Here is a 12,815-nt window from a genome sequence, read left to right on the forward strand (position 1 = left end):
AACGGAAAGCAGCCATGCTAGGGCCGGCTCATTTGCCTGTCTTGCGCATTTTGGGATAAAGTCTCCGCGAAACGGACATTTGATGCCTTACTACTTCCAGACCCTGGACGAGATGGAGCGCAGCCCTGTGCCCATTGCCTGCCATGCCACCGACTATGCGCCGGGCAGCAGCACTGGCACGCACCGCCACCCTTTCCACCACCAACTGATCTATGCCGTGCACGGCGTCATGCTGGTCGCCTCCGACGGGGGCCAGTGGATCGTGCCGCCCACACGGGGCATCTGGATGCCGGCGGGCACCGAGCACCAGGTGCGCCATATCGGCGAGGTGCGCATGCGCAGTCTGTTCGTGCGCCCCCATGCCGCGCCAGGGCTGGCTGAACAGGCCCAGGTGGTGGGCATCTCGCCGCTGCTGCGCGAGCTGATCCGCGCGGCGATGCAGATCGACATTCCCTACGAGGCTGATTCACGCGATGGCCGGCTGATGCGTCTGCTGCTCGATGAGCTGCGGGCGCTGCCGGTGCTGCCGATGCACCTGCCCAGCCCTGCCGACCCGCGCCTGCAGCGCATTTGCGGGCATATCCAGCGCAAGCCCGAAGACCAGGCCACCTTGGCCGACTGGGCACGGTATTTCGAGGTGGATCCGAAGACCTTGCAGCGCCTTTTTCTGCGCGATACCGGCATGGGCTTTGCGCGCTGGCGCCAGCAGGCCCGGCTGTTGCTCGCGCTGGAGCGGCTGGCCCAGGGCCAGAAGGTGATCGATGTGGCGCTGGCCTTGGGCTATGACAGCCCGGGCGCCTTTGCCACGATGTTCAAGCGCCAGTTCGGCCAGACGCCGTCGGGGTTCTTCCGCTGATCAGGCGCCAGATGCCGGGCAATGCGCAAACACCTCCTTGGCCACAAACAGCCCATTGAGCGCAGCCGGAAACCCGGCATAGACGGCCATCTGCATGATGGTCTCGACCACTTCCTGCTGGCTGCAGCCCACATTCAGTGCCGCCTGGATATGTACCTTCAGCTGCGGCGCCGCATGGCCCATCGCGGTGAGGGCGGCCACCGTCGCAATCTCGCGGCTTTTGAGGTCCAGCCCGGGGCGGCTGTAGATGTCGCCAAAGGGGAATTCGATCAGGTAATCCGCAAATTCAGGCGCGATGGCGGCCAGGCTGGCCACCACCTGTTCGCCGGCGTGGCCATCGATCTCGCGCAGCTTGTCCAGGCCACGTTGGTAGCGGGTGGTGTCAGCCATGGTTCGGCTCCTTCTTGGGCGTGGCGTTTTTGCGGGGCGGCGCAGAGGCCGCGCTTTCCAGCGCCTGGTAGTGGGCAATCTTGTCTTGCAGTGCCTGGGCGGCTTGCTGCATGGCGGCGATTTCGGCCTGCACCTCGGCCAGGTGCGTTTGCAGCATCTGGCGGCGGGCTGGCACGGTGGCATCACCGCTGCTGCGCAACTGGGCAAACAGGCGCATCTTCTGGATGGGCATGCGGGTGGTGCGCAGGCGCGTCAGAAAGGCGAGCCAGGCCAGGTCGGCTGCGGCATAGCGGCGCTGGCCGCCCGCTGCGCGCGTCACCGCGCCTATCAGGCCAATGCGTTCGTAATAGCGCAAGGTATGGGCGCTCAGCCCGGTGCGTTGCGCTGCTTCTTCAATGCTGAGGGGTGGTTCCATGCAGGCATTGTCAAAGTTAGAGCGCACTCCAAGTCAAGCGTTAATGCCGCTTTTGGGCAAAAAAAAGCTGTTTGCGCCTGGAGGGCACGCAAACAGCTGGGATGGGTTGGGGGAGAGGTGCAGCGTTTAATGCACGATCACCGGTTGTTGGGCCAGGCCGGTATAGCGGTCCAGCGTGGCCTCGACTTCTTCTTCCGTCGGTGCATTGGCTTGCCAGGCCTGGATTTGCTGGTGGAACATTTCTGCCCAGGCGCCATCCAGGTACAGCTCCTTGCCGCTGCGCTTGTCCACAATCTCAAAACCCTGGCGCTGCAGATGGCGCAGCGGCTCGGTCACGGTGGGGTTGGTGACGGATGCACCGTCATCGGACAGGGGCAGTTCTGGCGTCAGGTGCAACACCACAAATGAGTCCGAGTCGTAAATCATTTGCATGATGTTCCTCCTTGTGAAGTGCAGGTGGTGGCAGTTTGCCGATTTGCAAGCCTGCGTCCACAACCCCGTTGTAGCAGGTTTTGGTGGCATTCCCGGCCATTGGCGGTGTTTTTACAGACAAACGTCGCAAATCAGGGACGTATGGCAAAGGCTTTGTCGTACAGGGCCGGGGAGGGCCTGCTCAGGGCGGGGTGGCCGGCTGGCCATCCACTGTGGCTGCCTGCAGCTGCAGATCGGCGAAATCGCCATTGGACTGGGACAGCCGGATCCGCACCGGCAGGTACTGCAGCGAAGGGGCCAGCCACAGGTGGGCACTTTGGTCCTGGCCTTTGCGCGGCTGGCGGGTCAGGCGCAAGGCCGGGGTGGCACCCGCGGGCAAATCCAGGGTTTCGGGGCCATCGACGACAAAGGTCCAGACCTCCGTGCTGCGCGCGCTGGTGACATTGATCGCGACCGTGCTGCCCGGCGCATAGCGCTCGGGGTTGGCCGCCACCATGCTCGACAGCTGCAGAAAGATCGACAGCCGGTCCTGCACACCCGCGCTGACTGCCTGGGGGTCATCGCCATCGCTGTAGCGGACACGGCCAGTGGCGGCGTCGAGATCGGCGCTGCGCTCCTTGCGCGCCTTGTCGACAAAACGCTGGGGCGCAAGGCCATGGGGGGTGATCTGGCCGCTGCTGGTCTGGCTGCGGCTGCCCATCAGGAAGGCCGACACCTCCTGCTCGGCCTGGTAACGCTGGCCATCGGTCTTGAAGAGCAGTTGCGCCTTGGCCGAGTACTGGAAGCCCTTGGCCGAGCCCTTGGCCTGGAACTGCAGCCGCGCAGAAGGCGGCAGCTTGATCGCCGGCATGGGGCCGGCATAGCCAGGGCTGCCAATGCCTGGGGCGGGTGCGGGTTCGGCCACGGCAGGTGCAGCGGCGTTGGGGGCATCCGCGCCGGGCGGGGAGGGGACCGGGTCGGGGGCAGGGCTGGAGGAATCCTGGCTTGTCACGGCATCGGACGATGGACGCTCGGCAGCGGAGCCGGAGAGGCTGTCGGAGGTGGGCGCCGCGCTGGGCTCTGAAGATGCGAGCAACTGGTCCAGCGCCGAGGGGGCGGCCGGTGGCGCCTCTGCGTCCACGGGAGGGGCCGTTTCGGCGCTGGCGGCTGGCAGCGTGTCGGCAGCGCTTTCCGGGGTTTTGGGCCCGACGCTGGCGCGGCTGGTGGGCGCCTGCTGCGGCGGCGCTTTCTGGAGCTGGGGGCGGGGGGCCACAGGGGCCGTTGGGGCAACGCGGGGCCGGGAGGCGGGCGCTGGAGCGGGCGGCGTGGCAACGGGAGGCGGTGGGCTTATCTGCCGCACCTCAAAGCGCAGCTCGTTGGGCGTGCTGCCGGTGATGCGCGCCTTTCTCAGTGCCTCCTCCATCCCGGGCCAGGCCAGCAGCAGCCCGTGGGCGGCCAGCACGGCAAAGGTCAGCAGGATCAGGGGGCGTTGGCGCATGAGACGCTCAGTGTAGTACCAGCTGCGCAGGCCCACAGCGCAGCTGGATTAGGTCTGGCTGCCCCGTTCTGCGGCGTTGTAGCCTAATTCGTGCGAGAGCTGGGCAGCGATGGCCTGCAGGCCCTGGGCCATCGCACCTTGGGGGGCAGGGTCAAAGGTGGCTTGCGTGCCCAGGCTGGTGATGCCCAGCACCAATTGGCCGCGCGCATCGAAGACGGGGGCGCACAGCGCAGCAACGCTGGGCAGCAGCGTATCGACCACGGAGGCGATGCCCTGGCTGCGCACCTGGGCAAACAGCTGGTGCGCATCGGCAGCGGTCTGCGGCAGGTCGCCGCGCCCGGCCAGGCGGGCCTGCGCCAGTTCACGCTCCAGCGCAGATTCGGTGCGGGCGGCAGTCAGCCAGGCGCCAAAGCAGCGCCCGGTCGCTGACGAGAGCAGGGGCATCACATCGCCCAGCCGCAGATGGCCGGTGGTGCCATGGGGCGGCTCCTCCCAATGCACGATCGTGGCGCCATGGTTGCCCCAGACCGCCAGCGCCACGGTATGGCTCAGGCCGTCAAGCCAATCGGGCATGCGCTCGCGCGCCAGCCGCACCGCGTCGCTGCGGCGCAGCGCCGCCAGCCCCAACTGCAAAGCCATCGGGCCCAGGTCATAGCGGGAGGTGGCCGCATCCTGCTTGACCAAGCCGCTGCGCTGGTAGCTGACCAGGTAGCGGTGGGCCTTGGCTGCCGGCATTGCAGCGGCATGCGCCAGGTCTTTGAGCGCCAGCGGGCCACGGGCATCCACCAGCGCCTGCAACAGCGCAAACCCCACCTCGACCGACTGAATGCCTGCACGATCCTTGTCCATGGCGCTAGTTTAAGGTATTCTAAATAAAGGAATGCGTTTTACTAATCGTAATTCGGTGCGGCATCGCAGCCGCGGCGGCGCGTGCAGGCACCATGGCAAGCACCCAGCGCGGAACCAATCTGGCACGATAGAGGCATGTTTGACTGTGAGAAACCGGTATGAAGCTTGCAAGCTATAAAGACGGATCGCGGGACGGCCAGTTGGTTGTCGTCTCGCGCGATCTGCGCACGGCCCATTACGCCTCCGGCATTGCCCATCGCCTGCAACAAGCGCTCGATGACTGGGATTTCTATGCGCCCCAGCTGCAGGATCTGTATGACGCGCTCAATGCCGACCGTGCGCGCCACAGTTTTGACTTCAACCCCGCCCAGTGCATGGCACCGCTGCCACGCGCCTACCAGTGGTTGAGCGGGGCCGCCTATCTGAGCCATGTGGCCTTGCTGCGCCTGGCACCGGGCGAGGAGTTGCCCGCTGCGCTGAAGACCGATCCCTTGGTGTTCCAAGGCGCCAGCGACGCCTTCATCGGCCCCAACGATGACATCGTGGTGGCGAGCGAGGCCATGGGCATCGATTTCTCGGCCGAGCTGGCCGTCATCACCGGCGATGTGAAACAGGACACCAACCCGGAAGATGCACTGGACAGCGTGCGCCTGCTGATGCTGGCCAACCCGGTCAGCCTGCGCCAGCTGGAAGCGGCCGAGCGGGACAAGGGCGCCGGACTGGTGCAGAGCAAGCCGGTGACCGCTTTCAGCCCGGTGGCGATTACGCCCGATGAACTGGGCGATGCTTGGCGGGGCGGCAAGGTCCATCTGGCCTTGCAGACCAGCTGGAACGGCCGCAAGGTCGGCATGTGTGATGCGGGCCCGGAAATGGGCTTTCACTTTGGCCAGCTGATCGCCCATGCCGCCAAGACGCGCCACCTGCGCACCGGCACCGTGCTGGGCAGCGGCACCGTCAGCAACAGCGGCGCCGAAAAGCATGGCCGCATGGACTGGCCCAAGGGCTATGGCTGCATTGCCGAGAAGCGCAGCATGGAAGCGCTGCAAAAAAGCAAGAGCCAGACCGGCTTCATGCAGTTTGGCGACACGGTGCGTATCGAGATGAAGGGCAAGGACGGCAACAGCCTGTTTGGTGCGATCGACCAGAATGTGGCGTCGCTCTACCAGGTGCAGGCCGATGCCGAGGCGGCGCCGGAGGCCGCTGCATGATCGCCAGGCTGCATGCCTGCCAGCGGCGGCGCAAGCCGCTGCCGCGCCTTGCATGCAGCCATGCAGGCAGCGCGACGGCCTTATTCGGGCAGGCTGGTCTGGCGCGCGTGCTGCAGCAGGCGGTCCAGCAGCACGCTGAGCTGCTCACGCTCGTCAACGGTCAGGGCCGACAGGATCTCTTCGTTACGGCGGGCAATGACCACCATCACCTTGTCCCAGTATTCACAGCCCTTGGGCGTGAGGCTGAGCACCACACCGCGCCCATCGACTTCGCTGGCCTGCTTGAGCACCAGGCCCTGCTCGACCAGCGCCTGGGTGGAGCGGCTGGCCTGGGCCTTGTTCAGGTTGGCGCGCATCGCCAGGTCATTGACCGACAAGGGGTGGAACGCGCCAATCGCTGCCAGGCAGCGGGCCTCGCTGATAGGAATGCCCACCTCCTCCTCGTACACCATCTGGGTGGTGCGGTCGGTGATCTTGGCCAGCGCATGCAGGCGGTGGGTATAGGTACGGTCCAGCGGCGTGTTCAACGCGTCTCCTTGGTTGGCTATGGGTGCTGGCTGGGAAAACAGCTACCGCGACTATGTCACGGAGCCCCGCTTTGCGGAAGCGCCCAGCTTGCGCCCGTGTCTGGTGTTTTCCCTAGGAATTCGCCCCCGAGGATTCGCGCGGTCCCAGCGCGCCGCCGGCAAGGTCTGCACCGGGATCGCCCTCAACCCAACAATGACTGACAGGAGATACGCATGCGCAGTGTGAATGCCGAGCCCCGGCACTATATGACAGGTTTTGCCAATGAATGGGCGACCGAGGCCGAGCCGGGCGCGTTGCCGGTAGGACGCAACTCGCCGCAGGTGGCGCCGCTGGGCCTGTATGCCGAGCAGCTGTCGGGCACGGCGTTCACCGCGCCGCGCCACAGCAACCGCCGCAGCTGGCTCTACCGCATCCGGCCCGGCGCCATGCACGAGCCCTTTGCGCCGCTGGACCTGCCGCGCTGGAAAAGCCATGCCACCGGCGGCTTTGACGAGGTGCCCACGCCCCCCAACCAGCTGCGCTGGGACCCGCTGCCGCCGCCCGATGCGCCCTGCGATTTTCTGCAGGGCATCGTCAGCATGGCCGGCAATGCCGCCTGCGGCATCCACCTGTATGCGGCCAACCGCAGCATGGAAGGCCGCTACTTCTACAACGCCGATGGCGAGCTGCTGATCGTGCCCCAGCAAGGGCGCCTGCAGATTGCCACCGAGCTGGGCACCTTGGAGGTGGAGCCGCAGGAGATCTGCGTGGTCCCCCGGGGCGTGCGCTTTGCGGTGCAGCTGCTTGACGGCACGGCGCGCGGCTATGTCTGCGAAAACTATGGCGAGCTGCTCAAGCTGCCCGACCTGGGCGTGATCGGCTCCAACGGCCTGGCCAACCCGCGTGATTTCCAGACGCCGGTGGCCGCCTATGAGGACAAGGAAGGTGATTTCGAGCTGGTGGCCAAGCTGCGCGGCCACTTCTGGTCGGCGCGCATCGGCCATTCGCCGCTCGATGTGGTGGCCTGGCATGGCAACTATGCGCCCTACAAATACGATCTGCGCCGCTTCAACACGATCGGCTCGATCAGCTACGACCACCCCGATCCGTCGATCTTTCTGGTGCTGCAGTCGCCTACCGCGCTGCCGGGCGTGGATGCGCTGGACTTTGTCATCTTCCCGCCGCGCGTGCTGGTGGCGCAGGACACCTTCCGTCCGCCCTGGTTCCACCGCAATTTCGCCAGCGAGTTCATGGGCCTGATCGAGGGCGCCTACGACGCCAAGGCCGAGGGCTTTGTGCCCGGCGGCGCGTCGCTGCACAACTGCATGAGCGGCCACGGCCCCGATGCCGAGACCTTCGACAAGGCCAGCAAGGCCGACACGCACCAGCCGCACTACATCGACAACACGATGGCGTTCATGTTCGAGACCCCGGCCGTCATCCAGCCCACCGCCTATGCGCTGGAGACGGTCCAGCTCCAGCATGAGTACTACCGCTGCTGGCAAGGGCTGCAAAAGCATTTCAAACCGTAAGGCAAGGCCTGAGACACTCGGCACGTTCCACCGCCGCCAAGGCCACCGAAACCGATCCGCAGCGGGCGCAAACCGCATGTTCGCCCGCTGCCATCCCACAGGAGACACCCACGCATGACCCGACTCAACGAAACCCACGACCCCGCACTGCAAAGCTGGGTCAGCACTGCCCAGGCCGCTGGCAGTGATTTTCCGCTGCAGAACCTGCCGTTTGCCAGCTTCCGCCGCCAAGGCAGCCAGGACGCCTGGCGCGGCGGCGTCGCCATTGGCGACCAGATTGTCGACCTGCAGGCGCTGGCCGCCAGCGGCAGCCTGAGCGGCGATGCGCAGCGCGCCGCCGAGGCGGGCGCGCAGGAATCGCTGAACGCCTTGATGGCGCTGGGCCCTCAGGCCTGGGGCGCGCTGCGCCTGGCGCTGTCGCGCGGCCTGCGCGTGGGCGCGGCCGAGCAGGCGCAGTGGCAGGGCTTCCTGGTGCCGCAGGCGCAGGCGGCCTACCAGCTGCCCGCGCGGATCGGCGATTACACCGATTTCTACACCTCCATCCACCACGCCACCAATATCGGCAAGCAGTTCCGCCCGGACAACCCCCTGCTGCCCAACTACCAATGGGTGCCCATCGGCTACCACGGCCGCTCGTCGAGCATCGTGGTCTCGGGCACGCCGTTCAAGCGCCCGGTGGGCCAGACCAAGGCGCCCGATGCAGCGGTGCCGACGGTCAAGGCCAGCGCCCGCATGGATATCGAGCTGGAAATGGGCATCTTCGTAGGCCAGGCCAATGCGCTGGGCGAGCCCGTCAGCATCAGCGAAGCCGAGGACCATGTGTTTGGCCTGTGCCTGCTCAATGACTGGTCGGCGCGCGACATCCAGCCCTGGGAATACCAGCCGCTGGGCCCGTTTCTGTCGAAGAACTTTGCCTCGACCCTCTCCCCCTGGGTGGTAACCCTGGAGGCGCTGGCGCCCTACCGCGTGGCCTTTGCCCGCCCCGAAGGCGATCCGCAGCCGCTGCCTTACATGGACAGTGCGCACAACCGCGAGGCCGGCGCCTTCGACATCGCGCTGGCCGTGGACCTGCAGACCTCCAAGATGCGCGCCGCCGGTGAAAAGGCCGTGCAGATCACCCAGTCCAACTACCGCCACGCGTACTGGACGGTGGCGCAGCTGGTGGCCCACCACACCGTCAACGGCTGCAACTTGCAGCCCGGCGACCTGCTGGGCACCGGCACCTTGTCGGGCCCGAGCCTGGACCAGGCGGCCGCGCTGATCGAGCTGACCGTTGGCGGCAAGCAGCCGCTGACCCTGCCCAACGGCGAGACCCGCACCTGGCTGGAAGATGGCGACGCCGTGGTGCTGCGCGGCTGGTGCGAGCGGCCCGGCGCTGCCCGCATCGGCTTTGGCATCTGCGAAGGCCAGATGCTGCCGGCGCGCACGCTCTAAGCGACAGCTGCCTGGCTGGGGGCCGGTGGACAATGCACCAGGCCCCGGCACCACAGAGACAACAACGATTACCAACAGGAGACAACACCATGCCCACCCCTTTTTCCCTGCGCCAGCTGCTGGCTGCCGCTGCGCTGGCCTTGCCGGCGCTGAGCCAGGCTGCCTACCCCGAGCGTCCCATTGAATGGGTCGTGCCCTATGCGGCCGGCGGCGGCTCCGATGTGGTCGCCCGCGTCGTGGCCGAGCCGATGGCCAAGGCCCTGGGCCAGTCCATCATCATCCTCAACAAGCCCGGCGCGGCCACCAATATCGGTGCCGACTACGCGGCGCGCGCCAAACCCGATGGCTACACCCTGCTCACGGGCGACACCGGTACCCTGGCGGCCAACGCCTTTCTGTACCAAAAGCTCAGCTACAGCGCCGAGAAGGACTTTGCGCCGGTCGGCATGCTGGTGCGCTTTCCGCTGATCCTGGTCGTCAACCCCAAGCTGCCGGTCAAGAACCTGGCCGAGTTCAGCGCCTGGGCCAAGGCCCAGCAGGGCGGCGTCAGCTATGCCACGCCGGGCGCGGGCTCCCCCCACCACCTGGCGACCGAGATTTTCAAGGAACAGGCCCAACTGAGCCTGGTGCATGTGCCCTACAAGGGCGCAGCGCCTGCGGTGCAGGATGTGCTGGGCGGCCAGGTGCCCTTCATGTTTGTCGACTCGGTGGCGGGTTTTCAGAACATCCAGGCTGGCAAGCTGCGCCCCATCGGCATTGCGACACCGCAGCGCTCCAAGGTGTTTCCGGACGTGCCCACCCTCGATGAGCAGGGCCTGAAAGGCTTTGAAGCCTATGCCTGGCAGGGCCTGGTGGTCCCCAAGGCCACGCCGCAAGACCGTGTCAACCGCTTGAGCGAGCAATTGCAGGCCACGTTGAAGGACCCGGCCGTGGTCAAGCGCCTCGAAGACATGGGGCTGGAGGTGACGCCGACGAGCCGCAGCGAGATGGATAAATTCCTCGTCACAGAGCGTAATAAGCTGGGCCCAGTGATAAAAACCAACAATATTCAATTAGATTAGTTAAAAATTGTGGAATTGCGTTAAAATCGAAGCGCCAGTTGGTTAACCATTCGGGTTAAAAAAGTTAAGTCACCAAGCGCGATGTCCTAGACATCGCGCTTTTTTTGTGCCCGCGCCCTTTCGGCCCTGGGGCTGACGCCTGCGCGATAGGGCGGAGGCCCGCACTGGCGCATGCTGGGCCGTGTTTTACTTCGATGGAACCCCTCCCATGGCCGTAGCGCTCCCCCAGATTCTGGCGTTTGACGTCTTTGGCACGGTCGTCGACTGGCACGGCAGCATCCAGCGCGAGATGGCCGAGCGCCATCCGCAGGTGGATGGCGACGCCTTTGCACTGGCCTGGCGCAAGGGCTACCAGCCGGCGATGGACCTGGTGCGCCAGGGCCAGCTGGGCTGGACCCGTATGGATGCGTTGCACCGCCGCATTCTCGACGGCATCCTGCCGCAGTTTGGGCTGGACGGCATGCCCGAGGCCGAGCGCGCCGCGCTCAACCGGGTCTGGCACCGATTGGCGCCCTGGCCCGATGCCGTCGCCGGCCTGCAGCGGCTCAAAAGCCGGTTTGTCATCACGCCGCTGTCCAACGGCAATATTGCCTTGCTGACCCATATGGCCAAGAACGCGGGCCTGCCGTGGGATTGTGTTTTGTCGGCGGAGGTGTTCCAGGCGTACAAGCCGGATCCCCGGGCGTACCTCGGCGTGGCGGATGTTTTTGGGGTGGAGGCTGCTTCGGTCATGCTGGTCGCCGCGCACCACAGTGATTTGGCGGCGGCGCGCCGGTGTGGGTTGCAGACGGCTTATGTCCAAAGGCCCCATGAATATGGGGCCAACCAACCCAAAGATGTAACCCCCCAACCCGACAACACCTATCACTCTCGTGATTTGTTGGATCTGGCGGATCAGTTGGGGTGTTGAGGTCTTGTGCTTTTTTGGGGTCGGGTCCGTTAGTCGTGCTGGGGCGCCGATATAGGGCCTGATCCTTCGTTGCGCAGGCTTGCCGTACAGGCGTACTGTCTGCGCCTGCGACGCCTCGTCTCAGGCCCTATTTCGGCGTTGGGGTGGTGGGGTTGGGCGTTGCGTTTGCTTCTTGGGCCCGCTCCGGCAGACCGTTTGATCTCATGTGCTGGCGCTGTTTTGAGGTTTGGGCTGTTGGTCTTGCGGGGGCGCCGATATAGGGCCTGATCCTTCGTTGCGCAGGCTTGCCGTACAGGCGTACTGTCTGCGCCTGCGCGCCTCGTCTCAGGCCCTATCTCGGCGTTGGGGTGGTGGGGTTAGGCGTTGCGCTTGCTTCTGGAGCCCGCTCCGGCAGACCGTTGATTTCAAATGGTGCCCTGGCCGATCAGAGGTGGGGTGCTTGATGCTGCTTGGCCCCATGAAAAACAGCGCCCGGGGGCGCTGTCTCTGGTTTGCTGTTCGCTTATTTCTTCGCTTGGGCCAGCCACTTGGTGGCCAGTTGTACCCAGTACGTTGCGCCCAGGGGGATCAGGTCGTCGTTGAAGTCGTAGCTGGGGTTGTGCAAGGTGCAGGGGCCGCCGCCGTGGCCGATGGCGCGGTGGTCGCCTTCGCCGTTGGCGATGAAGCAGTAGGCGCCGGGCTTGGCTTCGAGCATGAAGGAGAAGTCTTCGGCACCCATCGTGGGTTCTTGCGCTTTTACTTTATCGGCGCCGATGATGTCGATCATCACCTGGCGGGCGAACTCGGCTTCGGGGACGCTGTTGACGGTGGCGGGGTAGTTGCGGTTGAAGTAGAACTCGCACTGCGCGTTGTTCATCGCGCAGCAGCCTTCGGCCACCTGGCGCATGCGGGCTTCGATCAGGTCCAGCACTTCGGTGCGGAAGGTGCGCACCGTGCCTTGCAGCTCCACGCGGTCGGGGATCACGTTGTTGGCTTCGCCGCCGTGGATCATGGTCACGGAGATCACGCCGGTATCGAGCGGCTTCTTGTTGCGGGTGATGATGGTCTGGAAGGCCGTCACGATCTGGCAGGCGATGGGCACCGGATCATTGCCCATGTGCGGCATCGCGCCGTGGCCGCCCTTGCCGGTGATGGTGATCTTGAAGTCGTTGCTGGAGGCCATCACCGGGCCGGGGCTGACGGCCATGTTGCCGGCGGCCATGCCGGGCCAGTTGTGCATGCCGAACACGGCCTGCATCGGGAATTTCTCGAACAGGCCGTCTTTGATCATCTCGCGCGCGCCGCCACCGCCTTCTTCGGCGGGCTGGAAGATCAGGTAGACGGTGCCGTCAAAATCGCGGAACTTGGAGAAGTGCTTGGCTGCGGCCAGCAGCATCGCGGTGTGGCCGTCATGGCCGCAGGCGTGCATCTTGCCGGCATGGCGGCTGGCGTGTTCAAAGGTGTTGGACTCCTGCATCGGCAGCGCATCGATATCGGCGCGCAGGCCCACGGCCTGGCCGCTGGCGCCGCCATCCTTGCCGTGCACGATGCCGACCACGCCGGTGGTGCCCAGGCCGCGGTGGATAGGAATGCCCCATTCCGTCAGCTTGGCTGCCACCAGATCGGCCGTGCGCACTTCCTCGAAGCACAGCTCCGGGTGGGCATGGATGTCTTTGCGGATCTGGGCAATGCTGGCCGCTTCGGCCACGATGGAATCAATCAGCTTCATGGGAAATCCTGTTGGCTACATGGGGATGTATCTGTC

General features: G+C 65.5%; 13 protein-coding genes. 6 read left to right on the plus strand and 7 right to left on the minus strand.

Going from position 1 to position 12,815, the window contains the following annotated elements; all coding sequences use genetic code 11:
- The first annotated feature begins 82 nt into the window (after window positions 1–82).
- Window positions 83–856 (plus strand): AraC family transcriptional regulator, encoded by a 774-nt coding sequence (locus tag AB7A72_RS07830; protein WP_369459554.1) that lies wholly within the window; start codon window positions 83–85, stop codon window positions 854–856.
- On the opposite strand, the gene AB7A72_RS07835 is transcribed toward AB7A72_RS07830, so the two are convergent.
- The 5 genes from AB7A72_RS07835 to AB7A72_RS07855 form a co-directional block, all read right to left on the minus strand.
- Entirely contained in the window at window positions 857–1,246 is a 390-nt protein-coding gene (locus tag AB7A72_RS07835) for a carboxymuconolactone decarboxylase family protein (RefSeq protein ID WP_369459555.1), read from the minus strand.
- Window positions 1,239–1,661, minus strand: a complete 423-nt coding sequence (locus AB7A72_RS07840) for a MerR family transcriptional regulator (RefSeq protein ID WP_369459556.1) — start codon at window positions 1,659–1,661, stop codon at window positions 1,239–1,241. The genes AB7A72_RS07835 and AB7A72_RS07840 overlap by 8 nt, the downstream gene beginning before the upstream one ends.
- A gap of 126 nt (window positions 1,662–1,787) precedes the next feature.
- Window positions 1,788–2,093: a BTH_I0359 family protein gene (locus tag AB7A72_RS07845; protein WP_239809727.1), complete on the minus strand. Its 306-nt coding sequence runs from the start codon at window positions 2,091–2,093 to the stop codon at window positions 1,788–1,790.
- Between the two features lie 181 nt (window positions 2,094–2,274).
- Window positions 2,275–3,570: a DUF3108 domain-containing protein gene (locus tag AB7A72_RS07850; protein ID WP_369459557.1), complete on the minus strand. Its 1,296-nt coding sequence runs from the start codon at window positions 3,568–3,570 to the stop codon at window positions 2,275–2,277.
- Window positions 3,571–3,618: 48 nt separating this feature from the next.
- Window positions 3,619–4,419, minus strand: coding sequence for an IclR family transcriptional regulator (locus AB7A72_RS07855; protein WP_369459558.1), 801 nt, complete (start codon window positions 4,417–4,419; stop codon window positions 3,619–3,621).
- Between the two features lie 158 nt (window positions 4,420–4,577).
- Here AB7A72_RS07855 and AB7A72_RS07860 point away from each other — a divergent pair, with 158 nt between their 5' ends.
- The gene (locus AB7A72_RS07860; RefSeq protein ID WP_369459559.1) at window positions 4,578–5,627 is read left to right on the plus strand and encodes a fumarylacetoacetate hydrolase family protein; all 1,050 of its coding nucleotides are present in this window, start codon (window positions 4,578–4,580) and stop codon (window positions 5,625–5,627) included.
- An 80-nt stretch (window positions 5,628–5,707) separates the two neighbouring features.
- Here AB7A72_RS07860 and AB7A72_RS07865 read toward each other — a convergent pair whose 3' ends face one another.
- Window positions 5,708–6,154: a MarR family winged helix-turn-helix transcriptional regulator gene (locus tag AB7A72_RS07865; protein ID WP_239809723.1), complete on the minus strand. Its 447-nt coding sequence runs from the start codon at window positions 6,152–6,154 to the stop codon at window positions 5,708–5,710.
- A gap of 213 nt (window positions 6,155–6,367) precedes the next feature.
- On the opposite strand from AB7A72_RS07865, the gene hmgA reads away from it, so the two are divergent.
- From hmgA to AB7A72_RS07885, 4 genes are all read left to right on the plus strand, one after another.
- Window positions 6,368–7,666 carry a homogentisate 1,2-dioxygenase gene (gene hmgA / locus AB7A72_RS07870; RefSeq protein WP_369459560.1) on the plus strand — a complete coding sequence of 433 codons (1,299 nt, stop codon included), beginning with the start codon at window positions 6,368–6,370 and terminating at the stop codon, window positions 7,664–7,666.
- Between the two features lie 114 nt (window positions 7,667–7,780).
- Window positions 7,781–9,100: a fumarylacetoacetase gene (fahA, locus tag AB7A72_RS07875; RefSeq protein WP_369459561.1), complete on the plus strand. Its 1,320-nt coding sequence runs from the start codon at window positions 7,781–7,783 to the stop codon at window positions 9,098–9,100.
- 89 nt (window positions 9,101–9,189) lie between these two features.
- Window positions 9,190–10,161 carry a Bug family tripartite tricarboxylate transporter substrate binding protein gene (locus tag AB7A72_RS07880; protein WP_312835241.1) on the plus strand — a complete coding sequence of 324 codons (972 nt, stop codon included), beginning with the start codon at window positions 9,190–9,192 and terminating at the stop codon, window positions 10,159–10,161.
- A gap of 208 nt (window positions 10,162–10,369) precedes the next feature.
- Window positions 10,370–11,071, plus strand: coding sequence for a haloacid dehalogenase type II (locus tag AB7A72_RS07885; RefSeq protein ID WP_369459821.1), 702 nt, complete (start codon window positions 10,370–10,372; stop codon window positions 11,069–11,071).
- A 502-nt stretch (window positions 11,072–11,573) separates the two neighbouring features.
- Here AB7A72_RS07885 and AB7A72_RS07890 read toward each other — a convergent pair.
- Complete coding sequence (locus tag AB7A72_RS07890) at window positions 11,574–12,779, minus strand: M20 aminoacylase family protein (protein WP_239809718.1); 1,206 nt, start codon at window positions 12,777–12,779, stop codon at window positions 11,574–11,576.
- Between the last annotated feature and the right edge of the window lie 36 nt (window positions 12,780–12,815).

It is taken from the genome of Comamonas sediminis, from assembly GCF_041107495.1.
Classification (GTDB): domain Bacteria; phylum Pseudomonadota; class Gammaproteobacteria; order Burkholderiales; family Burkholderiaceae_C; genus Comamonas; species Comamonas sediminis.